This is a genomic window from Gynuella sp., from assembly GCF_050297175.1.
In the GTDB taxonomy this organism is placed as follows: domain Bacteria; phylum Pseudomonadota; class Gammaproteobacteria; order Pseudomonadales; family Natronospirillaceae; genus Gynuella.
Genome location: NZ_JBNKSF010000057.1, coordinates 127182 through 151402 on the forward strand (window position 1 = coordinate 127182; position 24221 = coordinate 151402).

The 24221-nt window shown below is 53.3% G+C and carries 16 protein-coding genes; 15 read left to right on the plus strand and 1 reads right to left on the minus strand.

Going from position 1 to position 24221, the window contains the following annotated elements; genetic code table 11:
- Positions 1–13: 13 nt before the first annotated feature.
- Genes fliE through ACQY6I_RS21895 form a run of 14 tightly spaced genes read left to right on the plus strand, consistent with a single transcriptional unit; the run spans position 14 to position 9776 of the window.
- Entirely contained in the window at positions 14–304 is a 291-nt protein-coding gene (gene fliE / locus ACQY6I_RS21830; RefSeq protein ID WP_428243654.1) for a flagellar hook-basal body complex protein FliE, read from the plus strand.
- Positions 301–1716, plus strand: a complete 1416-nt coding sequence (gene fliF, locus ACQY6I_RS21835; protein WP_428243656.1) for a flagellar basal-body MS-ring/collar protein FliF — start codon at positions 301–303, stop codon at positions 1714–1716. Before fliE ends, fliF begins: the two co-directional genes overlap by 4 nt.
- 3 nt (positions 1717–1719) lie before the next feature.
- Positions 1720–2043 carry a hypothetical protein gene (locus tag ACQY6I_RS21840; protein WP_428243657.1) on the plus strand — a complete coding sequence of 108 codons (324 nt, stop codon included), beginning with the start codon at positions 1720–1722 and terminating at the stop codon, positions 2041–2043.
- On the plus strand, positions 2024–2692 hold the full coding sequence (locus ACQY6I_RS21845; RefSeq protein ID WP_428243658.1) for a FliH/SctL family protein: 669 nt from the start codon (positions 2024–2026) through the stop codon (positions 2690–2692). Before ACQY6I_RS21840 ends, ACQY6I_RS21845 begins: the two co-directional genes overlap by 20 nt.
- 1 nt (position 2693) lies before the next feature.
- Positions 2694–4016 (plus strand): FliI/YscN family ATPase, encoded by a 1323-nt coding sequence (locus tag ACQY6I_RS21850; protein WP_428243659.1) that lies wholly within the window; start codon positions 2694–2696, stop codon positions 4014–4016.
- Positions 4009–4467: a hypothetical protein gene (locus tag ACQY6I_RS21855; protein WP_428243661.1), complete on the plus strand. Its 459-nt coding sequence runs from the start codon at positions 4009–4011 to the stop codon at positions 4465–4467. Before ACQY6I_RS21850 ends, ACQY6I_RS21855 begins: the two co-directional genes overlap by 8 nt.
- Positions 4468–5121, plus strand: coding sequence for a hypothetical protein (locus ACQY6I_RS21860; protein ID WP_428243662.1), 654 nt, complete (start codon positions 4468–4470; stop codon positions 5119–5121).
- Positions 5111–5527, plus strand: a complete 417-nt coding sequence (locus tag ACQY6I_RS21865; protein WP_428243663.1) for a flagellar hook assembly protein FlgD — start codon at positions 5111–5113, stop codon at positions 5525–5527. Before ACQY6I_RS21860 ends, ACQY6I_RS21865 begins: the two co-directional genes overlap by 11 nt.
- 27 nt (positions 5528–5554) lie before the next feature.
- Positions 5555–6766 (plus strand): flagellar basal-body rod protein FlgF, encoded by a 1212-nt coding sequence (flgF, locus tag ACQY6I_RS21870; protein WP_428243665.1) that lies wholly within the window; start codon positions 5555–5557, stop codon positions 6764–6766.
- 5 nt (positions 6767–6771) lie between these two features.
- Positions 6772–7527 (plus strand): FliM/FliN family flagellar motor switch protein, encoded by a 756-nt coding sequence (locus ACQY6I_RS21875; RefSeq protein ID WP_428243666.1) that lies wholly within the window; start codon positions 6772–6774, stop codon positions 7525–7527.
- A 41-nt stretch (positions 7528–7568) separates the two neighbouring features.
- Positions 7569–7862 (plus strand): FliM/FliN family flagellar motor switch protein, encoded by a 294-nt coding sequence (locus ACQY6I_RS21880; protein WP_428243667.1) that lies wholly within the window; start codon positions 7569–7571, stop codon positions 7860–7862.
- Entirely contained in the window at positions 7859–8269 is a 411-nt protein-coding gene (locus tag ACQY6I_RS21885) for a hypothetical protein (RefSeq protein WP_428243668.1), read from the plus strand. Before ACQY6I_RS21880 ends, ACQY6I_RS21885 begins: the two co-directional genes overlap by 4 nt.
- The gene (gene fliP / locus ACQY6I_RS21890; protein WP_428243669.1) at positions 8266–9000 is read left to right on the plus strand and encodes a flagellar type III secretion system pore protein FliP; all 735 of its coding nucleotides are present in this window, start codon (positions 8266–8268) and stop codon (positions 8998–9000) included. Before ACQY6I_RS21885 ends, fliP begins: the two co-directional genes overlap by 4 nt.
- Positions 9001–9014: 14 nt before the next feature.
- Positions 9015–9776, plus strand: coding sequence for a sigma-70 family RNA polymerase sigma factor (locus tag ACQY6I_RS21895; RefSeq protein WP_428243670.1), 762 nt, complete (start codon positions 9015–9017; stop codon positions 9774–9776).
- A gap of 17 nt (positions 9777–9793) precedes the next feature.
- Here ACQY6I_RS21895 and ACQY6I_RS21900 read toward each other — a convergent pair whose 3' ends face one another.
- The gene (locus ACQY6I_RS21900) at positions 9794–10597 is read right to left on the minus strand and encodes a hypothetical protein (protein WP_428243671.1); all 804 of its coding nucleotides are present in this window, start codon (positions 10595–10597) and stop codon (positions 9794–9796) included.
- 300 nt (positions 10598–10897) lie between these two features.
- Here ACQY6I_RS21900 and ACQY6I_RS21905 point away from each other — a divergent pair.
- A partial coding sequence (locus tag ACQY6I_RS21905) for a DUF6531 domain-containing protein (protein WP_428243672.1) occupies positions 10898–24221 on the plus strand: 13324 nt, incomplete at its 3' end.

Sequence of the window (24221 nt, forward strand, 5' to 3'; positions counted from 1 at the left end):
CAGGAGACCGCATATGGCACTGGACAGCATCTCTGCCCTGTCAGGACTGACAGAAACACTGAGCCTTGAGAAATCGTCCACTCAAGGCAATTTCGAAGCCTGGCTGAGCCATCAGGTTCAGGATCTGAATCAACAGGAAATGACCCTCTCTGAAGACATCAAAGGGGTACTGAAAGGCGATATTCAAAACCTGCATCAGGTCATTATCGGCATGGAAAAAACCCAGCTTGCGTTTCAACTGGCCGTACAGGTCCGTGACCGGGTGCTGGAAGGTTATCAGGAAGTCATGAGGATGCAGGTTTGAGTACCCCAAAACAAACGTTGTTCAGCGATTTAAGCAGCACTGCGAAAATCTCCCTGGCAGCCGGCGTGGTCCTGATACTGGCCCTTGCGGCAGGCCTATACTGGTGGTCGGTGCAAACTCAATATCAGGTTGTGCTGCAGAATGCCCAGAAGGAGGATATCGCCCGCGCCGAGCAGGAGCTCAGCACGCATCAGATTCCGTTTCAAATTACTGAAGACGGCCTGTCGCTATCGGTCGCCGATCAATACGCGTCACAGGCGAGGATTATTCTCGCCGATCTGGGACTACCCTTCGACAACACCGTCGGCCTGGAAATGTTTGCCACTTCAGACTTTGGTGTCACCGAATTTGCCCAGCAAATCAATTATAAACGCGCTCTGGAAGGTGAGCTGACCCGCACCATATCCGCTATGCACGAGGTGCGTTACGCCCGGGTCCATCTGGTGTTGCCAGAAAAAGGCTTACTGAAAAGCGACCACATTCCATCGTCAGCAGCAGTCACGCTGTTTCTCAGAAATGGTGTCTCACTCAGCACCGACCAAGTGACCGGTATTCAACGTCTGGTAGTCGCCTCTGTGCCGGGCATGAAAGCGGATCATGTGACGATTCTTGATCAACAGGGCAACACTCTGAGCCATGACAGCAATGACTCCCCGGCTGTAAAGATCGACAACGAACAAGCCGATCTCGAAGCCCGGCTGCAGCAGAAAGTAGCGGATATTCTGTTACAACAGTTTTCCGCTCAGGCCTTTAAAGTCACGGTTAACGCCGAGATCGAGCGCCATGCCACCCATCGGGTGGAGGAACGTCCTGTCATCGGTGCCGACGGCAAAGGCGCTTTGACCCGGAAAATCAGCTCCACGGAATATCCAAACAAGAGCAGTAAACCCACACAGCATTCCGAAGAAAGCTATGAGTATGGTCTCATCCGCGAGGAAACCGATATTCCTGGCGGCAGTCTTTCTCGACTATCCGTGGCGGTCTGGTTGTCAGCCGACCTGAGCGCTGAGCAGAAAAACGACCTGGAAGCACTGATTCAGATTGCAGTTGGCGCAGATCCTCAACGCGGCGACCGGGTGGCTCTGATGGTCTCGGCACCGGTCGCGGTCGAGCCAGCACCGGCTGCCACTTCTGAACTCCCGGCCATGGATATGACAGGGTCAGATTCCAGCCCTGTACCGACTGCGGTAAAAACCACGACCCAGCCGGACTTCTATATTCCAATCGGCGGTATCACCGTCAATGCCCTGTACATTGTTGCCGGACTACTGGGCCTGTTGATCATTTGTATTCTGATCGTGATCAAACTCATGTGGGATATGCGCAAAATGCGCCTGACCCGACAACAGCGTGAAGTTTTGCTAAACCAGCTCAATCAGATCCTCTATGAACAGAAACGGGAACAGGTCTGAACGATGGACAACATCAAAGCCAAAGTCGATGACGCCTTCCAGCAATTGTTATCCTGCCTGCACCCAAAAGACAGCCAGTGGCTGAGCACTCAGGTACAACAGCATGCACTGTTATCCGAGTTTGAATCATTGCTGGATCAGGAAGAACTGGAAATATCCAAAATCAGTCATCTGGTTGCCCGACACCCTGATCTGCAGGCGTATTTCGATCTGCTGTCACCCGCAGCACAAATCAGCGATGCACTGCGCAGCAGTCTTCGCAGGCATCTGCTGACTCAGGCAAATACTCTGATGCAGGACGAAATCCATGCCGACCGAAACCATTAAACTGCCACTGCGGGAAGAGCCCGACGCGGTCAGAACAGCGGTACCGGATGCTCATCCCTACCAACCGTCTGAGGCACATCCGCAACCAGCAACGGTTCCGGTGTTATCACCATTGGAACAGGAAAACCAGCGTTTGCAGACCGCCCTGGCAGCTGCCGAGGCAGAACTGGAACAGTATCGTCAGCAAGTTTACGAGCAACAATTCAACGAGGGCTATGAAGCGGGTTTTCAGCAGGCTTCCGAGTTGATCGATGAAATTGCCACACTGGAACGATCATTTCTTGACCAATGGCAACAAACCCAGCAGCAGTTTGAAACCGAAGTGGCCAAAATCGTGCTCGCAGCCGTCGGAAAAATCCTCGGAAACGCCCTTGCCAGACCAGAGGCCTGCCTCGCAGCCGTTAAAGAAGTCATGCAGTCCGTGGGGCCGCAGGACAAACTGATCATTCACGTCTCGCCCCACGATCATTCATTGTTCGAGCGTTATAAACGTCAGCTCAATGCCACCTCTCAGGTGGAATACGTACCCGATGAACGAGTCCAGATCGGTGGCTGCCTGATTGAACTCAAACGCGGCATGCTGGATGGCAGAATCGAAGTACAACTGCAATCCCTCATCGACACTCTCAGCTCGGTCAAACGGTCCTGATATGCAGCCATTTTCCGCCCAACCCTACATCAGCGCCATCCAGCAACGACCGCTGGTCCGCAACGTCGGCCAGGTTACTCAGTTTTTCGGTCTGATTCTGGAAGCCGACGGGCCGGATGTATTTTTGGGGGAAAAGTGCGAGATTTACTCTCAGGCCAGTGCCGTTCCGGTTGAGGCAGAGGTCATAGGTGTCCGCAACGGCCGGGTGGTATTGATGCCTTACGGTAATATTCAGGGTGTCAGATTCGGCAGCGAGGTCATTGCGACCGGTCATCCGGTTGAAGTCCATGTTGGGGAGCAACTGCTTGGCCGGGTCATTGATTCGTTCGGCAATCCACTCGATGAGCTGGGTGATATTGCCACCACCGAAAAGTATCCGGCGCTGGGCGAGAGCACCAACCCGCTCAAACGGGTATCCATTGACTCCCTGATCAGTACCGGCGTCAAAGCCATCGATGCACTGTTGCCACTCGGACGCGGCCAGCGTGTCGGCTTGTTTGCCGGCAGCGGCGTGGGGAAAAGCACCTTACTGGGCATGCTTGCACGTAACATCGATTCGGACATTAATGTCATCGCACTGATTGGAGAACGGGGCCGCGAAGTCGAAGAATTCATTCGCCACAGCCTTGGTCCGGAGGGTCTTGCCCGCTCAGTTGTGGTGGTAGAGACCTCCGAACGTTCGCCATTATTGCGCTATCATGCAGCCCACACCGCCACCAGTATCGCTGAATATTTTCGCGATCAGGGCAAACACGTTACCCTGATGATGGACTCTGTCACCCGTTATGCCATGGCACTCAGGGAAATTGGCCTGTCCATTGGCGAACCACCTACCGCGCGCGGTTATACACCCTCGGTATTTACTGCTCTACCACGACTGATGGAACGTTGCGGCTGCTTCCAGCAAGGCTCCATCTCTGCCATTTACACCGTATTGGTGGAAGGTGATGACATGAACGATCCCATTGCCGATGCAGTCAGAGCGATTCTCGACGGCCATATTGTACTGTCACGGCAACTGGCGGAACGGGCACATTATCCTGCTATCGATGTACTCAAGAGTGTGAGCCGTTTGAAAAACCATCTGTTCGATAGCGAGCAGCAAACGCATTCGGCAGAGCTGATCCGGCGCATGGCGCTGTACGAACATTCACGCGATCTGATTGAAGTCGGAGCTTACAAGGAAGGGCTGAATCCTGCCCTGGACAGAGTGATCCGGCAATGGCAACAGATTGAGGATTTTCTCTGTCAATCCTATGAAACCCCGGTCCCACAAACCGACACGCATACGCAATTGAAAACCCTGGTGACCACCGATGCATAACCTGAAAAAGAAAATCCGCCGTGCGCATGTTATGACCCGGCTGGAAGATATCAGCCAGGCTCAGCTGCAACAGGCGTTACATCAGATCGAACACCTGCGCAGTGTTGAACAGGACAAAAAAGCCGCTTACGAAAGTGAAATCGAATCATTGCATCAACTACTGGGCCGGCAGACACGAGCAGGTCATTCCTTTGATCCGACCAGCTATCTGCAGGCCACCCGGGTGATTTCTGATCTGGAGCAACACGTCCATCATCATACGGCCGAAATCGATACCCTGAGTCAGCAAATACACGGACTTTCCGAGCAACTGCAACAGGTGTCCGCACGGAAAAAAACACTACAACGACTGGGTGAGCGACTGCACAAAGAAAAGCATCACCAGCAGACCGGCGCACACTACAAACAGCAGGATGAGGCCATTTTGCACAACTATCGGGGGCGTCTGTAAATGTCTTTAACGAACATTCGATCACAAGCAACACCGGCATCGCCGCACGCCCAGGATGGACGCCAGCCGGATTACCAGAAAAAGCTCTGGGAACAGGCATTCTGGGAACAACAACGACAGATTCAGGTTGATGATACCAGCACCGGCGGTACCCCCATGTCGGAGCAGCATCAGCCGGCCATTCAAGAGACCATGACAACAACGGCATCGGAACGCTCAGGCAATACTGCAACCCAAGTGCCCGTACTGGTTTCACACCCGCACCTGAACTTGACAGCATCGTCACCACTCGCCGCAGAGCAACCTGCAGTGATCAGTGGCCGCCGTTCCGCTGTTGCATCAGCCAGTCCGGGCCTAACCATTAATACGCCAGTGAACGCGGCAACCAGACAACCAACGACCGCTTCATCAACCGCCACGCAGACCCAACGCACACTTGCCACCGGGATGCTGCACACGGTCGATGAGCAAGCTTCTGTCTGGCTGGGTCATAAAGCCCTGCAGGACGACCACTCACTGCTGCGCCAGATTCGCGAGGCGCTGAGTTTCTTTGGTTTGAAACTGAAGAGGCTCACCATCCACGGCACGGATATCAACCGAATTCACATGAACCCCGATTTAAACCCGCAAAAGGAGTCCGAACATGGCCATTGACAGCATCGGATCAACTGCATCAAGCACACTCAACCAGACCACTCTGGGACAGGAGGATCTGTTCAAGATTCTACTCACTCAGTTGAACTATCAGGATCCGCTGAAGCCCATGGATAACCAGGAATTCATTGCTCAGCTGGCTCAGTTCACGGCCCTGGAACAGGCCCGTGAAAGCAACGAAAAGCTGGACCAGCTGATTCAGGCCCAATCCGTCGGTCATGCCATCAGTCTGCTGAACCATGACATTCAGGTATCACTGGAATCAAGCACTGAAGTCGGCAAGGTAACCGCCATCAGTTTTAACGACGGCCGCCCGTTGTTCACCATTGAAACGGAAGATGGTCGGTTTTTATCGGAAATTTCGTTGTCGCAGGTCGAAACCATCAATGGAGACACCAGCGAGTAATCGCTGCTGACCACAGGAGACTTAGCTATGTTGGGCTCAATTTATAAAGGCATGGTTGGCATGATGGCCTACTCCAAAGGCCTGAGTAACATCAGTAATAATGTTGCCAACATGAATACCCCCGGATACAAACGCAGTGAACTGCATTTTCGGGAACTGGTTGATGGTCGCCAATTATCCGGCAATTCATCGCAAAAAGGCTATCACAGTGGTTCCACTCTCGGAGTGGACGCCAGCCTGAGCAGTACCGTCTACTCCCAGGGCGACATCCGCAAAACTGAAAACAACACCGACATGGGAATCGACGGCACCGGCTTTTTCATCCTGCGCAATGGTAACCACCGTTACTATACCCGTGTGGGGCAATTCGAATTCGATGACCAGGGCTATCTTGTGGACAAGTCCTTCGGCTACCGCGTCGCAGGGTTTGAAAAAGGCCATTTGATCGATATTAGCTTGCAAAAATATCGCGCTATCGATCCGGCTGCCACTTCGTTTATCAATCTGGCCGGAAACCTGTCTGTTGGCTCCACGACTCACACGGTGAATGATGTCGCGGTATATGACGCTGAAGGTGTCAAACATACACTGAAGATAGAATTTACCAACAATGGTGCGGTCACCGCGCGCAGCTGGACCGTCAGAATCACCGATGACGATGACAATGTCATCGCCAGCAATCTCGAATTCCGCTTTAACGAAAATGGTTCTCCGGCACAGGATTTTAATCGGCATAGTTTTACACTGGCATCTGATGGCGGGAAGGAAACTCAGATTTCCCTGAACATTGGAGATCCAGGCTCGTTTAATCAGATCACCAACTTTTCCAGCGGCTCCACCTCAACGGTCAAAACCGGCAAGGTGGATGGTTACAGTTTTGGCGTCATGACCGGTTTCTCAGTCAACGATGAAGGCGCTATCGAGGTGCAATATTCCAACGGCGAATCTCAGCCGACCATCAGCGTTGCACTGGCCCGGTTTGAATCGCCGGATCACCTGGTCGATGAAGGTGGCGGTCTGCTATCCGCTCAATCCTTTCAGGATGCCGTTATCGGTACCAGCCGGACACTGGGTCTGGGCAAGATTGCCAGTCAGTCTATTGAATTGTCCAACGTCGATCTGACCAGTCAGTTTACCGACATGATCGTGCTGCAACGGGGCTATCAGGCCTCTTCCCAGGTGCTGACCAGCGCCAACGAAATGCTGCAGCAACTGATCGAAGCAACCAAAGGCAGGTAGGCATCATGAGTCATACCCTGTTCTGGCTGACCGATGAACACCGACAACATATCGTTCAGGCCCTGAGTGACCGATTGCAGCAACTGGCGTCAACGTGGTCGGTTCATGACACCCGGATCCATATTTCGCGGGTCGATAACCTCCCCCGGTCAACGGTGGAGCAGACTGACAGCCTGAATGATAAGCGTCTCAGCCACCATGTCAGTAACGATCATAACGTCATGACCAGTGTCGAGCGGGGTTCGCTGCTGGGTTTTCTGAGACTGCCCACGCCACAGAGTACAGAATCCCGCACGCTGGTCGATCAGGTCATTCAAGACCTGCTCACCGACCTGCATCAGAAAGTGTTTGGTTGTGAGGATTTTACGACGGTTGCTACCCACGACTTCTCCGATCTCCGTGATAACGATCATCAGGCACATATTCTGATTGAATGTCAGTTGAACGAACTGCACTGGACCTTTTTGGTCGATCGGTTTTATCTGGCAGCACTGCTGTTCGAGGAGAAAAAACCGGTGATCAGAGGTCGACTGCAGGCCATTGCCCCCTGTCTTAATCAGGAACAGGTTGAAATCGCGGTATCCGCAGGCAGCATCCGGCTGCGGTTATCAGAACTCGGAGCACTGCAGGCCGGTACGGTGTTGACCGCCGACACCCGAATTCAGCATCCCCTGGATATCCAGATTCGCGGTGAAACCATTGCCAAAGGCTTTATCGGCAAAAGCCGGCAGCAAAAGGCGCTGGTCATCGCACGCACCTGACATACCCAAATGACACATGCACAAGCAAAGGTTAAAACAACATGAATGACGTGGAATTGCAGGAAGTGGAACCGTCAAAAGGAACAGGCCACCCTATCCTGGATAAGAACATGGATTATCTCAAAGACATTGAAGTAGAGCTTCAGGTTCGCGTTGGCAAAGCGCGCTTGAGTGTCGAAGAATTGTTTTCAATGGCCGAGGACAGTGTGATTCCTTTGCTGGAATCCGTTGATGATCCGGTCGAACTGCTGTTGAAAGACAAAGTCGTCGCCCGCGGCATGCTGACGGTCGTCGGTAATCAGTTTGGTGTGAAGGTGACCGAAATCGCATCATGATGACGAAACTCAGTCTGATGCTGGCGGTGCTCACGACACCATCGATGGCCTATGCCGCACTGCCGTTCAAACAGTCTTCTTCAGAGTGGCTCTGGCAGGGTTTATATTCCCTGCTACTGGCACTCATCTGTGTGACGGTGTTGTGGTTTATCAGCTGCTGGATCAAACGCCTGAGCAACCGCCATGATCAACCTGGTCTGCCCTGGCAGACTTCCCAGCACCGAATCGAAATACTATCTGCGCGGAAAATTTCCACCCGATCCCGCATGATTCTGGTGGAAGTGGACGGCAGCCGTTACATTGTGGTTGAAAGCCCCCAGTCCGTTGTCGTGCAACCCCACAACAGCCAGCCCAATGAGGCACAACCCACCCACCTCTCAACCTCTGAGGATGAAGCCGGTCAATGAAGTCCGTTCTGACAATTCTGTTCAGCTGTATCGTTTTAAGCTCATCGGCCATGGCGGAAAATTTTGGTATTGGCGGATTGTCCATCAATACCGACAATCCAGGCGAAGTCAGTCAGGTCATTCAGATATTATTGGTTTTGACGGTGCTGAGCCTGGCGCCCGGCCTGCTGATCGTCATGACCTCCTTTACCCGCATCATTCTGGTACTGGCCATACTGCGTCAGGCACTTGGGATGCAGCAGACTCCCCCGAATACGGTGCTGGTCAGCCTGGCACTGTTTCTAACCCTGTTCACCATGATGCCGGTTATCGATGATATGAATCAGGCTGCCTACACCCCCTACCAAGCGGGCGAATTGAGCCTGCCGGAGGCGGTAGATGCGGCAAAAGTACCACTCAAACGCTTTATGATTTACCAGACCCGGGAAGAAGATCTCGAACTGATGCTCAGCCTTTCCGGGCAGGAACTGCCTGACACCCTGGAACAGGTCAGTTTCATTGCACTGGTTCCCGCCTTTATGCTCAGTGAAATGCTGACAGCGTTTCAGATCGGCTTCATTATCTTCCTGCCTTTCCTGCTGGTGGATCTGGTGGTTGCCGCCATATTGATGTCCATGGGCATGCTAATGGTGCCGCCCATGATGATTTCATTGCCAATCAAACTGCTGTTGTTCGTCCTGATTGATGGCTGGAATCTAATTACCCGGGCGCTGGTCGGCAGCTTTTCCTGAGAGGAGATGGACAGGTGCCGGCTACCAGGGATACACAGGTTGAGCGGGAACTGTGGCAACAGTTTATGCAGCAGCGGGATACCGGTAACCGGCACCGGTTGATGAAACACTATCGGCCAGCGTCAGTGATCATCGCCAAACATCTGTACAAACTCTACGGTAGCGATATCAGCGAACTCGACGACTACATTCAGGAAGCACAGATCGCACTGCACGACAGCATTGAGCGCTACCAGCCGGATAGCGGTGCAGAGTTCATGACTTATGCCAACTACCGAATTCGCGGTCAGATTCTCAACAGTCTCAAACATACCAGTGAGCGCGCCAGTTTTTACGACTATCAGAAGAAATTGAAAAAGGCCCGCAGCCAATCGGTACTCAGCGACCTGGACCAGGACAATGCCAGTTTTCACAATATCGGCGAATCCATTATCCGCCTTGCATACATCGAACTGGTCGATGCGATTTTTGAGTCCGAACCGGAAACATCGGCAAACGCCCCCATCATTGATGATAATGACGAAGCAGCCAGTTCTCAGAGTGCCACCACACCGTATCAGTCATGTGCCATAGACAATATCAAAGCGAAGCTGAAAAGCAGGTTACAGAGCCTGCCGGCACCACAAAAGCAAATCATCGAATTACACTATTACGGACAACTCGGGTTTGAGGAAATCGGTCAATTGCTCGGACTATCTAAAACCCGAATATCCCAACTGCATAAACAGGCCATTCTGACACTGCAGAACAGCGAACAGACCGAACGTTCAGTCTGATTGCAGATTGCTGAGAATTATTTCTCTATCCGGAATGGCCGATAGGCCAGGGTCAAGGTACCGGTACGACTCAGTGATTCTTTGGAAGCATACACCGGACCGGACAACTGCAACGCCCAATGTTGATTCAAAGAAAAGTTCAAAGCCAGATCGACAGAGCGCACAGTATTATCAAGATCCACCACCGAAGAATGGCGATAAGAACGATAAATTTCTGCCTTATCAAAATACTGAATGTTAAAAAAGCCCGATAAGGTCAACCGCTGATAGACGGAATGTCGACCCGGAACCGGGATATCAAACTGCGAACCAAGCGCGGCATACGCAACGGTGGTGGTATCGTCATCGCCTTTTTGGTTCTCAAAACCGATCATGCGTACACCAGCATCAATTGACCAGCGGCAAAGCCCTTCAGCATATTCCTGAAACGCACAGATACCGGAAAAATGATCAGCGTTGAAATCGTTTTTTTCGCGCCAGTCGCCGCTGAGAAGATTGACCCGGAGATTGATCAGGCCTGACTCGGTGTTCAGCATGCCATGGGCCAGTTCATCATGGTTATTCAGGCCATCGTCAAAATAATACGAACTCGTAAGCTGCGCCGGAACACGAGTCCCGTCGCCTATCGGCAATTGAGTATCGATAATGCCAAGACTGACATATCCCACATCCTCACCCTGACTGATACTGATCCCACCCCACCTGATAGAGCGTTGATCCGAGACGCGAAAAAATGGACTTTCTGAGTTTTCCAAGGCCTGCGCGCCACCTGCCAGTAAGGCCAATGACAGTAATGCAGAAAATTTCCTGATGAGAGGCATGCACTTTTCCATCTGTTGATTTGAACCACACGTAATGCGGCGGCCAGTATGTCAGAAACAATACTGAAAACAACCGTACAGCAAAGGAGCAAAATGCACCGGACAATTGTGAATTTTTTGTAAAGAGAACACCAAAAACTGAACCACCGATCACAAACCATGGATATACCCAAAATTACGATGAACCGGCTTCAGGCGTTATCAGAGTGGTATGAAAAATACCGGTTCATCACACCAAATCAACTTTGAGCCTGCCAGGTAAGGCAGGTTTCAACTGATCAGAATACGTGTGGGGCTACAATGACAATTTCTTTGATTGCTGGAAATGAACTCGGTACACAAGATTCTTCCGAGAATATTCTTAACCGCCAGGATGGCACAGGCAAAAGTAGCACCGGCGCCGATGAACACATTACCGTCAATGTTTCCAACGGCAACGTAGTGATCGAACATCAGGATGTCTATCTGCCCAGCATGGGAGAGGACTTCCGCCTGGTACGTACCTATAACTCCCGCGACATTCACTCAGACGCCTTCGAATTTGATGGCGCACAATGGACGCTTTCCAGCAGCGTATCCATCCGCGTGGTTGTACCGGGACATCTAATCGAAGTGGAATACGGAGACGGCTCCGTCTACTCCTTCGAGTACGACCGCAACCAGAGGTTGTATGTTGCCACCGAAGGATCCGGCGCTTACGAAACCATCGAATATGCCCACCCTCATGGCTTCCATGACCCGGTCTATATTCTGACCCGGGCCGACCAGACTCAGTTGCAATTCGACCACCATGGTCGCCTTGAGGCCTCCATCGACACCAATGGTGTGCGTATGGACTACATCTACCGTTATGACCGGTTGGTACAAATCAAAGATGACCAGGGCCATCAAATCAATTACGAATACCACCATGGCTACCTGCATCGTATCACTGACGAAACCAATACCGTGCTGGTGGAATATCATTATTTTGCCGGACTGCTGACCGAAGTCATCGACCGTGCAGGGCACAGCACCAAGTATTTTTATACCCCCAGCGGTTACCTCAGCCGTATCGAGCTGCCCTCTGAGCAACAGGTGGACGGCCAGACAGAACACTATCAACGTCGCGTTATTTCATTTGATTATGCTCTGGTCCCGGGTGCGGCTGGCCCGGTGGTCAGCCGGATTATCGACGCCGAAGGCGGTATCACCAGTTTCGAATATGACTTTGTCTCATTCCCCGACAACCGCTTCAATGATCCGTTCCGTGAACACCCACTCGACCACGGTGGCAGTACCCGGGTAGTTGACTCACTTGGCAATGCGCGGGCCTTCTCCAATGAGGCTAAGTATGTCCAGTGGCGCACTGAGCATGGTTACTATAAATACTACAACGCCTGGGACCACCATCAGTTTGCCCAGACTGAAATGATTCGCGCCATGCATGCCGTTGAATTCAGTTACTTAAGTAACGGCTATCTCAGCGACACGGTGGATCAACAAGGTTATCGGACTCACTACGAATACAACGCCAATGGCGATGTCACTGCCGTCACCAACGCCGATGGCTGGGCCATCACCCACAGTGACACCCCCTATTACCGCGACCTGCGGGCACAAATGGGCATCGTCGATGCTGCCGGCCAGGGTAAGCTGGCACGTCATCTGAACTGGCACGAAATCAATCAACTGAAAGAAGCTTATACCAGCTACTACCAATACGATGACAACGGCAATCTGGTCTATGCAGAAGACAACAACGGTTCAATCACCACCTTCGAATACACTGAGTTCAATAAGCTGCAATCATCAACCTCTGCTGAAGGTTATGCTCTGATCAATGGCAATACTGCAGCCGATCAGGCCAAGCGGGTGGCACTCGGATTTGCTGCCGATTTAGCGGATCTGTCAGCGCAGGACAAAGGGGATATTCTGACCCTGTTCACCACTACCATGACGTATGATGAACATCAGAACCTGATCCAGAAGACAGATCCCGGCGGTGACATGACGCGTTACGAATACGATGCCTATGGCAATGTATCGCGTCAGATTGTCTATCTCGACAGTAGTGACCTGAATAACCCGGAAACCCAACAGATCACTCAATATTTCTACGATGCCTTTGGCAACAATATTGAAACCGTCGATCCAGAGGGCGTCCATACCTTCAACCGTTATGACCATTTTGGCAATCTGGTTGAAAAAATTGATGGTAACGGTGGCGTCACCTCCTACCGTTACGACGCCGACAACCGCCTTCTGTCCATGACCGATCCTGAGGGCAATACCACGTCTTACACGTATGACGCAGTCGGTAACCGCATCAGCATCACCGACGCCAACGGTCATACCACCATTCGTATCTATGATCTGAACAACCGCCTGGTTTCGGTCATTGAAACTTCGGCGACCGTTGACGAGCCAAGTCATGTCAGCCGTTATTATTACGATATCGTCGGCAACCAGACCAAAGTTATAGACGCCGAAGGCCGGGTGACCACCTACCAATATAACACCCGCAATGAACTGCTGGAGGTCACAACCCCAGTCGTTAAAAACGGTCAAGACAACGCAGTGCAGTACACCACCCACTATCAATACGATGGTCTGGGTAACCGTATCAGCGTCGAAGACAATAATGGTGCCTTGACTGAGTTTGTCTATAACGCCGACGGCCTGTTGGCCAGTCGCACAGACACCTACGGTCAGGTCACCCAATTTCAGTACGACCAGAACAATAACCAAGTCGTCGTCGTTATTGGCGCGCAACTACCGGAACTGCGCCGACAGATCCTGAAATACGTGTTTGATGAAGAAAACCAACTCATTGTTCAGACCGACGCCGAAGGTGCGGAAAGCCGTTATGGCTATGACGCGGTCGGTAACCGGATTGCCGTCGTTGATGCGCTGGGTTACACCACGGAATACGAATACGACCACAACAATCGAGTGGTACGTGAAATCAAACCCGCGGTGGCAGATCCAGCTACCGGTGAAGAGCAACGCTACACTATCGAATACGGTTACGACAATAATGGCAATGCCGTCTCTGTGCGTAACGAAAACGGTGCCACCACTCATGTTTATTTTGACAAAAACAACCGCCAGGCCCTGGTTGAGGATGCCAACGGTGTCTTTACCCGCTTTACCTACGATGCCATAGGTCAGCGCACAAGCGTGGAAATCGGCGTTGATATTGCCCGAAACAGCCAAGGTGAACTGGTTATGGCTGAAAATGCCATTACCGGACAGTCCGAATACCAGCTGGAAAACCTCGATCACGCTCAGATCAACAGCTATGTTTACGATGAATTCGGCAACCTGATTGCCGAGACGGACGGCGTGGGTAATGCGCTGCAGTACAGCAACCTGGCATTGTATCAACAACTGCGTGAATCCATGGGCTATGAACGGCTGGTGGAAAACCTGTCCGCCGCAGACCGTGCAGCCCTGCAGGAAGCTTACACCCAGCATTTCACCTATGACCGGGTGGGCAACCAAACTTCTGTCACCGATCATCTCGATCGCACCACCACCATGACCTATGATGCGCTGAACCGGGCCATCAAACAGGTTAATGCTGCCGGTGACAGCCGTACCTCACGTTACGATGGCAACGGCAATCTGGTTTGGTCACAAGACGAAGCCGGGCGCATCAGTACTTACCAGTATGATCTGCTGAACCGGCTGACAACTGCGACTGAGGCCGCAGGCACCGCTGTTGAAACCACCACCACCCGCAGTTATGACACCTTTGGCAACCTGTTGACCCAGACCCGGGCCGCCGGAACAGACGATGCCCGTAGCGTCAATTACAGCTACGACCTCAATAACCGGATGCTCAGCCAGACCAACGAAGAAGGTCACACCAGCCACTATGAATACGATGCGCTGGGTCAACGTCTGCGGATAACCGATGGCCGTGGCAATAGCACCCGTTATGTGTATGACGCGCTGGGTCGCACGGTCAAAATGATTGATCCGCTCAGCTTCGAAACCCGTTATGAATATGATGGAGTCGGTAATCGCATCGGCATCATCGATGCCAATGGTCATCACAGCCGGTATGAATTTGATCCTGGAAACCGCCTGATCAGCACCACCACACTGATGGATGATGGTGAGGACCGGGTCACCACCTACCAATACAACGTTCTGGGTCAGCAGATCGAGGTCAAAACCGCCGCCGGGACTGCCGCTGAAGCCATCACCCGGTATTCCTATGATGCCCAGGGTAATCTGCGTGAAGTCATAGACGCCGAAGGTGGGATTCGTACTCAGGCATTCGATGCGGTCTACAATCAGATCACCAGCACCGACCAGAATGGCAACACCACAACGACCACGTTTGACGCCCTGAACCGGGTTATCAAGGTAGTGGACGCCCTCGGGGGTGAAACCAGCATCAGCTACGATGCAGTGGGCAACCGCTTGTCGGTTACCGACGCCAACCACAACGTTCAAAGCTTTGAATACGACGATAAAAACCGCCTGATCGTCCAGCGAACTGAAGCCGATGGCGTGGAAACCCATTACCGCTATGACCGGGTCAATAACCGCACCAGCATCACCTACGCTGCCAATACTGCGGCCGCCAGCACAGAAACATTCGAATACTACGCCGATGATCAGCTGAAAGCGCAGATCGATGGTGAGGGTCATCGCACCAGTTTCGTCTACGATGAAGCCAACAACCGTACCATCGTGACGGATCCGGAGGGATATCAAACCCTGTACGCCTATGACGCGAATAATCGCGTTGCCAGCATTACCGATCCGGAAGGCGGCCTGACCCGTTATGTTTATGATGGCAATGGCAACCGGATACAGGTCATCGATCCGGAAGGACATCGCCAGACCACCTACTACAACGCCGCCAATCAGGCGCTGTACGCTATCGATGGCGAAGGTTATCTCACTTATTTTGAATACGATGCCGCCGGCAACCAGATTGCCAAAACGCTTTATGCCCAACCGGCCAACGTACCGCAGACTGACACCGAACTGGCCACTCAACCGGTCATTATCGAGCAGCCCGGACAGGACCAGCACACCCGCTTTGAATATGATCGCCTGAATCGCCTGAGCGCTCAGGTGGATGCCGAAGGATACCGCCGCGAATTTGGCTACGATGCTGTTGGCAACCAGATCCTGAGTCGCCAGTACATCACACTCGACGGTTCGGTCGTCGAGGAACAACATACCTGGTTCGATGCCCTGAACCGTGCCTCACAACAGCTGAGTGCCGAAGGATATCTGAGCCGGTTCCACTACGATGCCCTGGGCAATCTCACGGCCCGTGAACTGTTCGATACGCCCGTCAGCGTACCTGCCGATGGTCAGTTGCCGGAGCCGGTCAGCAATGATGTCATCCGCCTGACCGAATACGCCTACGATCATAACAACCGTGTGATTCTGGAGCGCAATCCGGCGGGTACCGAAACCCGCACAGTTTATGATGCCCGTGGCAATCGTATTGAACAGATCGAAGCCGCCGGCACAGCAGATGCCCGAGTCACAGCTTTCAGCTATGACAAAGCCAACCGGTTGATCAGCCAGACAATGGCGGCCGGCACATCAATTGCGCTGACCACACGGTTCGACTACTACGCCGACGGTCAGATCAAAACCCAGTACCAGGCCTGGGGTTCGGCTGATCAGATACAGACCGATTATCGCTACGACCGCAATAATCGTTTGATCGAAGCCCGCAAACCTTTTGGTGACGGTGAAGCCGTTGTCGAACGCTACGAATATGACGCCGCCGGCAATCGTATCGCCTGGATCGAGGCCTATGGCACTGCTGACCAGCGCAGCAGTTTTTATCGTTACGATGCCAAGAACCAGCTCATCGAAGAACGACTGCCTTTGCAGGGCAGCAGCCTGGTCACTCATCACTACGAATACGATGGTGCCGGCAACCGGATCAAAGCCGTTTTGGCAGTCGACAGTGCTGAGCAACGGGTTCAACTGTGGCGTTATGACCGCGACAACCGCCTGGTGGTCAGTATCGATGGCGAGCAAACCGAAACCCACTATCAATACGATGGTGCCGGTAATCGCACGGCCGTCATTGCCGATGCGACGGGTACCCCACGCACCGTCCATTACCAGTATGATCTCGAAAACCGGGTCATTGCTTCCACCAGTGCCGAAGGTATCCGGTCCGAGTTCAGTTATGACCGTCTTGGCAACCAGACAGTTTCCCGTACGCTGGTCGATGCAGATCAGAATCTCTGGGCTCAGACCCACGCATATTTCGATATCCTCGGACGCCAGACCCACAGCGTCAGCGCTGAAGGTTATCTGACCGAAAACCACTACGACCTGTTTGGCAACCTGCTGTCCCGAACCCTGTACGAAGAGCGGGTCAGCCTGCCAGCAGATGGCGAACTGCCACACCCCCAAAGCGGTGATCAGGGTCGTGAAACCCAATACAGCTATGACAGCCTGAATCGTCAGATTCGCGAAATCCGGGCAGACGGGTTGATCATTGAGACTGACTACGACCTGCGCGGCAACCGCCGTTTTGTCTATCAAGGGGTACAAGCCGATGGCAGCGCTCTGCGGACCATGGAGTACCGCTACAACGATGCAAACAACCTAACCTTACAGATAGAGGCACTGGGCTCCAGCGAAGAAGTTAGTACTCACTTCGAAGTTAACGCTTTTGGCAAAACAACGGCCCGATATGATGCCTGGGGTACCGCCGATCAGCGTGAAACCCATTATCACTATGACCATCAGGACCGTCTGGTCCGTCAGACGACTGTTCTGGCCGATGGCCACGAAATACACACCGACAGCCAGTACAATGCACACGGTGACCTGGTAAAAACCATTCAGGCAGCCGGCTCTGATGAGCAGCGGACCGTCAGCTACCGCTATGACGACAATGGCCGCATGATTGAACAGATCGATGCCAATCAGGTTAAAACCCGTTACCAATACGATGCTGTAGGCAACCGCAACGCTATCACCGTCAATGTCGGTGCTGATAACGCCAGAACCCAACATTATCGTTACGATCTCGATAACCGCCGCGTGGCCATGATTGATGCCATGGGGGTGGAGACCCGCTATCAGCTGAACGGACTGGGCGACGTTGTGTCAGAAACGGTCAACCCGGACCAGCTCCACGATACTCCGGCACGAACCATTCAATACCAGTACGACCTCGACAGCCGCATGATCCGGCAGACCAGTGCAGAAGGCTATATCACCGAGTATGCCTATGACCGCCTTGGCAACCGGACCCTGACCCGGCAGCAGGTGAATGCGGAACATTACGCCGAAACCCGTGCGTACTTCGATATTCTCGGACGGCAGACTTATGAACTCAGTCCGGAAGGGCTGCTGACCCGTAACCAGTACGATGTATTTGGCAATGTCACCACCACCACTCAATACCGGGTTCCCGTCAGTGTCCCGGCAGAAGGTGATCCGCAGGCGCTGCCAGGCGATGAAGGTATCAGCGTCCACTACGAATATGATGCACTGGACCGTCAGGTCCGTGAAATCCGCGCCGATGGATTTATCACCGACACCCACTACGACCTGCGCGGTAACCGCCGTTTTGTGCTTGAAGGCGTCGACGTGCTTTCCGGTACTGCGTTGCGCACAACCGAATTCCGCTACAACCTGGCGGATCAGCTGACCGACATGATCAGCGCCCAGAGCACTGAACAGGAAATCACCACCCACTACGAGCTCAACGATTTTGGCAAAGCCGTTGCCCGTTTTGATGCCTACGGCAGTGCGGATCAGCGCGAGACCCGCTATCAATATGACGGCAATGACAATGTCATCAGTGAAGCACTGGTGTTGGGTCAAAACGCCGATGGCAGTGAGCAGTTACTGATCACCGAAACCCGCTACAATGCGTTTGGTGAAGTGAGCAGCCGGACCGCTGCTGCCGGCAATACAGACGCCAGAACCACACAATATCACTATGATCACGATGGCCGCCTGACCGATGAAATCAATGGCGAAGGCGAAATTACCCATTATCAATACGATGCTGCCGGTAATCAGATTGCCGTGACCACAGCTTATCAAACCGATGATGCACGGACGACACACCAACTGTTCGACCGGGACAACCGCAAGGTTGCCAGCATTGATGCTGAAGGCATCCGGACCGATTATCAATACGATGGCCTGAGCCAGCTGATCCAGGAAACCCGGGCCGCCGGTACCACCCTAGCCCAGACCACACACTATCAATATGATCTCGACGGACGGCTGCAGCAGGTCATCTCGCCACTTGGATTCACTACCAGCTACGAGTATGACCGGCTGGGCAACCAAACCCGGATCAGCCGTCAGGCTGATGATCCTGCGACTCTGAACAGTGGAGAAATCCGCTATGCCGTCACCTATCAATACTTCGATATCCTGGGACGGCAGACCGGTACTCTGTCACCACTGGGTTATCTGACAGTCAATCAGTATGACGACCTTGGTCGCATGCTCAGCACGACCCAGTACAGCACCCCAGTGTCAGCTTACGGCGATGAACTGCCGAAACCGGTCGACGGTGATATACAGCGGCAGACCCACTACCGTTATGACGCCCGCGATCAAATCGTCGAGGAAACCAATGCTCTCGGAGTGATCACCCGCTATCAATATGATCTGCGCGGTAATCGCACACTGGTCCAGGAAGCCGTGGATGCCGAGACCGGCGACAGCCAGCGTCAGACTGCGTATCAATATGACCTGGCTGATCGCTTGACCGAGCGGGTTGATGGTTATGGCAGTCACAACGCTTATCGCACCCGTTTTGTCCTCAATGGTCACGGCGATACCATCCGTCAGATCAATGCAGCTGATAGCGATGAAGCCCGGATAACCGAATACACCTACGATCTGGCCGGCCGCGTGACTGAGCAGCGGACCTGGTCAGACAACAGCCTCACCGAAGCCGATATCCGCACTCATTATGTCTATGACGAAGCCGGTAACCTGATCACTCAGACAACCGGACGATGGGATGCCTCCAGCGAGCAATTGCTGGAAAGCAGGCAACAGCATTTCCAATACGATCTCAATAACCGGATCACCGACGAAATCAATGGTGCCGGCGATATCAGCCATTACGTCTATGACGCCCTGGGCAATCGTGTTCAGAGCAGCCTGGGCTACGGCACCACCAGCCAACGCGATGACTATTTTGAGTTTGACCTGGAAGGTCGGGTCGTGCGTGCCATTGATGGCGAAGGCAGCGTCAGCGAATACCGCTACGACGCCCTCGGCAACAAGATCAAAACCATTCAGGCCGCAGGCGTTACGGGCGAAGAGCGCGTCACCACCTATCAATACGACCTGCAAAACCGTCTGCTGGCAATCATTGATCCGGAAGGGGGTAAAACCGAATATAAATACGACGACCTTGGCAATCAGATACAGGAAACCAACGCCAACGGCGGTGTGCAGCATAACACCTTCGACATTTTGGGCCGTATGGTGGTCAGTGTCTCGGCCGGCGGTATTAAAACCGTCCACGAGTACGACACATTGGGTAATCTGATTGTTGAACGTCAGGGGCAGGATGACGGCCAGGGCAGCGCCAGCACATTGTTCTTCGGTAATCATTTTGCCGAAACCCGACACGAATACGACATTCGTGGCAATGAAATCATGACCACGGATCCACAGGGCTTCAGTACCCGGATCAGCTATAACGCGTTTAACGAACAGGTTAAAGTTGAAAACGGACTGTACCTCGGCACAGACGCCACGCTGCTGGCCCTGCAACAGGTGAACACTTCACGTTTCGAATACGATGCCGCCGGTCGTCTGATCAGCATGACCGATGCCGCCGGCAGCGAAACCCGTTATACCTACAATGCCAACGGTGATCGCATCACCGAAACTATAGCCGCCAATGGATTTGCCAATACCGAACCCCGCACGACCCGCTATGAATACGATCAGGCCGGACGCCAGGTTCGTATCGTCAGCGCCGGTGGCAGCATCACGGTACATACCTACAACGCCGCCGGCCAGAAGGCCTCCACGGCAATATTGCAGTCCGGTGAAGGTGACGCTCAGGTCTGGAGTACCACACGTTACACCTACAATGGCCTGGGTAAGGTTGAAACCGAAACCGATGACTATGGTGTTCAGACCCGTTATCAATACGATGCGGTCGGCAACCTGACCGACACATGGGTTGCCTGGGGTACTGACGACCAGCGTCATACGGCCATGGAATATGACCTAAACAATCACAAAACCGCCGACATTGATGGTCTGGGTAATCGTACCCTGTATACCTATGATGCACTCGGCAACCAAACGTCGGTCACCGATGCACAAGGACATACCGCCTACTACTATTTCAATCTACGCAATGAACTGCAACTGATGGTGGATGGTACGGGTGCGGTCACCCGTATGGACTACGATGCTGCCGGCAATGTCATCATGACCCGGCAGTATGCAACCCGCGTAGACCTCAACAGTCTCGACCAAAATACCCGGTTCAGCCTGACGGCAGTCAACGCACTCGTTGTGGAGGACTCCAACCACGACAGAGTCGTTTCCAGCATGTTTGACCAGAACGGCAACGAACTGACTCAGGTGTCTGCAGATGGTCAGATCACCGAAAAACATTATGACGCTGCCAACAATCTGATGACCGAAATTCATTGGGACAGCAGCCGTCAGCACAGCCGTACCATGCACTACGAGTACGACCTGAACAATCGCTTGACCCGTTTTACCGATGTCGACGGCAGTGTCACCGAGTTCAGCTATGACGGTGCCGGCAACAAAGTCCGTCAGGTCATCACCGCAGCCGCCGCTTCGGTCGACCCCCATGCCGTCCGGATCACCGAGTACCAGTACGACCTCAACAACCGTCAGACCGGCGAGCTGTTTGATCCGAACGGTTTGCATATACTGCAACGCTACGAATACGATCTGGCCGGTAATAAGACTGCTTATATCGACGGCAATGGTCACCGCAGCACCTATCAGTATGATCAGAACAACCGGGTATCACTGGAAACCAATGCCCTTGGCGACCAGACCGAATATCGCTATGACCGCACCGGCAATCAGGTGTACAAACGCGATCCCCGCGGTGGCATTTATACCTATGAATTCGATGCCGCCAACCGGCTGATTCGTGAGCATTCGCCCGAAGCGGAGGTTACCCGCTACGACGCCAGCATGGGTGATTGGGTCGTGCGCACCGAGTCACGGGTGGTCGAACACCACTTCGATGCCCTTGGTCATGAAGTGCAGACCATCGATGCCGACGGCTACAAAACCACACGCTGGTTCGATGCCAATGGCAACCAGACTGGCGAGCTGAATGCCCGTAATGTCTATACCGGTTTCGAATACAATGCTTTTGGGAACCAGACCGCACGCCATGAATACCTGCAATATCTTGGAGCGGCAGCCCACAACGTAGATATTCAGCCTCAACCCGGTGATACCCATAAAGTCACCACACGGATGAGTTATGACGACAACGGCCGGCTGTTGCAGACCCGTTATGCCGACATTGAACACTACACGCTGAACACCGCATCCGGACAACCTTCCACCACTTCCAGTGATACGGCCATTACGGAACAGTACCACTACGACGAGTGGGGTAATCTGGCCTGGCAGGCCGATCGTAATGGCCATAAAACCTGGTTCTATTACGACAACAAAGACCGTCAGGTCGTTCAGATCGACGCCATGGGGTATCTGACCGAAACAGTTTATGACGCCCAGGACAACATCCTCGAACAGTACCAGTACAGCGCACCGGTCCAGACCAGCAGTCTCACCGGCGGTCGCCTGCCCGAAGGCGGGCTGTTTGAAGGCGGTGCAAACGGCGGCTTCAGCTTTGTGGATGACAGCAATGTTCAGGTCTATCACCTGACCCGCCGCTACGATGCCGCCAACCGCATGATCAGCGAAACCACTCCGGCCATTACGACGTTCACCCGCGCTGGCGGTAATCTGCTGACCCCCGTCACGACTGAATTCGTTTACGACCAGAATGGCAACCAGATCGCCAAAACCCGGGCGGCTAACATCGCCGGACAGAGCGTCACGGAATACTTCTATTTTGATGCTGCCAACCGCATGATTGCAGCCGTTGATGAAAAACACGTACTGACAGAAATCCGCTACGACGGCAACGGCAATACCGTCCTGCAGGCCCGCTATAATGGCCGGGTCAGCTCCACCGATTTTCTGCATGAGAGTCTGACCAGCCTCAAAGCCCAGGTCAGCGCCGGCTCCGGTCATCAGGTTATCGAGAAAAGTTATGATGGCTTTAACCAGTTAACCCAGGAAATCCAGAAAATCGACGGTGGTTCCGCCATCAGTGGTGCACCGTTCGACAGCAACGACCTGGTCACGCAGTATGGTTACGATGGTCTTGGGCACGAAACGGTGAAAAGCGTCCTGGAAACCCAGGCCATCATTAATTTCCGCAACAGTCAGAACAACCGTTTGAGCGGTGATCGCCGGTTCCAGGTGGATAACGCCTACGTCACCCGCAATGCCTATGATGGTATGGGCAACCTGATCCGCATGCAGTCACCCGATGGCACCGGATCCATCTTCCAGTACGACACCCGCAACAACCAGACGCTGGCCTATACCGGAGAAGTCAGCAGCTATCCGGAAATGGCCAGCAATATCGCCGTGGAAGTCGCCGATACCCTCAATATCAGTTGGCAGGGCAGCCCCCGTGCCTATGTGGTCAGCTACAGTGGCTCCCGTGCCGGTGCAGTGGACAGTGACGGCAACATCAACTGGAACGCACTCGAAGGTAATGGTGCCAGCAAAACCGGCATCACCGGTAATCAGAGCGCATCGTTGGCTTTGGAAGCGGGAGAAACCCGTTATTTCCGGGTTGTTTCCGTGGGTATTGGCGGTAACAAAACCGTCTCCGAGGAATATAAAGTCACCATGCCGGCAGTGTATGAGTCAGTCAGCATCATCCAGTCCGGTGATCATCTGGCCGCTCAGGTACACTTCAACAGCAGCGTAGAGCAACCCGCCATCGTGATCGGCGGTCAAAGCTACAGCCTGGTTGCCATCGGCGACAATGACTACCGTGCCGAACTGCCAGCCGGTCTGAACGCCGGACAAAACTACCGGATTCAATGGCAGAGTGCTGGTCAGAACTACAGCAGCGACGCCATCGGCCTGGCGTCACCCGAAACTCACACGGTGACACATTCCAGCTATGACATCACTCTGAACAGCTCCACCGATGGCAATACGTTCAACATCAGCTATACCCCGGTATTGCCGCAAAACCTGGGTGATTACAGCAGTCTCGCCCTGGTGTGGCAGCAAATCCTGCCGGAAGACTCCACTGATACCGCCTATGTCGGCTCGCGGGTTCTGTCTCCCGAAGACATCGCCGCCGCTCAGGCAGATCCGGATAATGCCGATGTTGCGGTCTTCCCATTAGCACTTGAAGACCTGCCGGAGGGTGAATATCAGGTTTCACTGGTCATCACCAATGCAGAGGGCCAGCAGGTTCTGGACCGCTTTACGCAAACACTGGCCGGTACCGACTTCACAACGGATCCTGTACTCAGCATTGAACGAAACAACCTGAGTCTTGGACTCTCCGGTGCCCTGGAGCAAACAGACTATGCCAGTGTCT

What these genes read in the sequence shown, in the direction of transcription:
- fliE (WP_428243654.1), top strand. Translation starts at nt 14, where the DNA reads ATGGCACTGGACAGCATCTCTGCCCTGTCAGGACTGACAGAAACACTG.
- ACQY6I_RS21840 (WP_428243657.1), top strand. Translation starts at nt 1,720, where the DNA reads ATGGACAACATCAAAGCCAAAGTCGATGACGCCTTCCAGCAATTGTTA.
- ACQY6I_RS21845 (WP_428243658.1), top strand. Translation starts at nt 2,024, where the DNA reads ATGCCGACCGAAACCATTAAACTGCCACTGCGGGAAGAGCCCGACGCG.
- ACQY6I_RS21850 (WP_428243659.1), top strand. Translation starts at nt 2,694, where the DNA reads ATGCAGCCATTTTCCGCCCAACCCTACATCAGCGCCATCCAGCAACGA.
- ACQY6I_RS21855 (WP_428243661.1), top strand. Translation starts at nt 4,009, where the DNA reads ATGCATAACCTGAAAAAGAAAATCCGCCGTGCGCATGTTATGACCCGG.
- ACQY6I_RS21860 (WP_428243662.1), top strand. Translation starts at nt 4,468, where the DNA reads ATGTCTTTAACGAACATTCGATCACAAGCAACACCGGCATCGCCGCAC.
- ACQY6I_RS21865 (WP_428243663.1), top strand. Translation starts at nt 5,111, where the DNA reads ATGGCCATTGACAGCATCGGATCAACTGCATCAAGCACACTCAACCAG.
- flgF (WP_428243665.1), top strand. Translation starts at nt 5,555, where the DNA reads ATGTTGGGCTCAATTTATAAAGGCATGGTTGGCATGATGGCCTACTCC.
- ACQY6I_RS21875 (WP_428243666.1), top strand. Translation starts at nt 6,772, where the DNA reads ATGAGTCATACCCTGTTCTGGCTGACCGATGAACACCGACAACATATC.
- ACQY6I_RS21880 (WP_428243667.1), top strand. Translation starts at nt 7,569, where the DNA reads ATGAATGACGTGGAATTGCAGGAAGTGGAACCGTCAAAAGGAACAGGC.
- ACQY6I_RS21885 (WP_428243668.1), top strand. Translation starts at nt 7,859, where the DNA reads ATGATGACGAAACTCAGTCTGATGCTGGCGGTGCTCACGACACCATCG.
- fliP (WP_428243669.1), top strand. Translation starts at nt 8,266, where the DNA reads ATGAAGTCCGTTCTGACAATTCTGTTCAGCTGTATCGTTTTAAGCTCA.
- ACQY6I_RS21900 (WP_428243671.1), bottom strand. Translation starts at nt 10,597, where the DNA reads ATGCCTCTCATCAGGAAATTTTCTGCATTACTGTCATTGGCCTTACTG.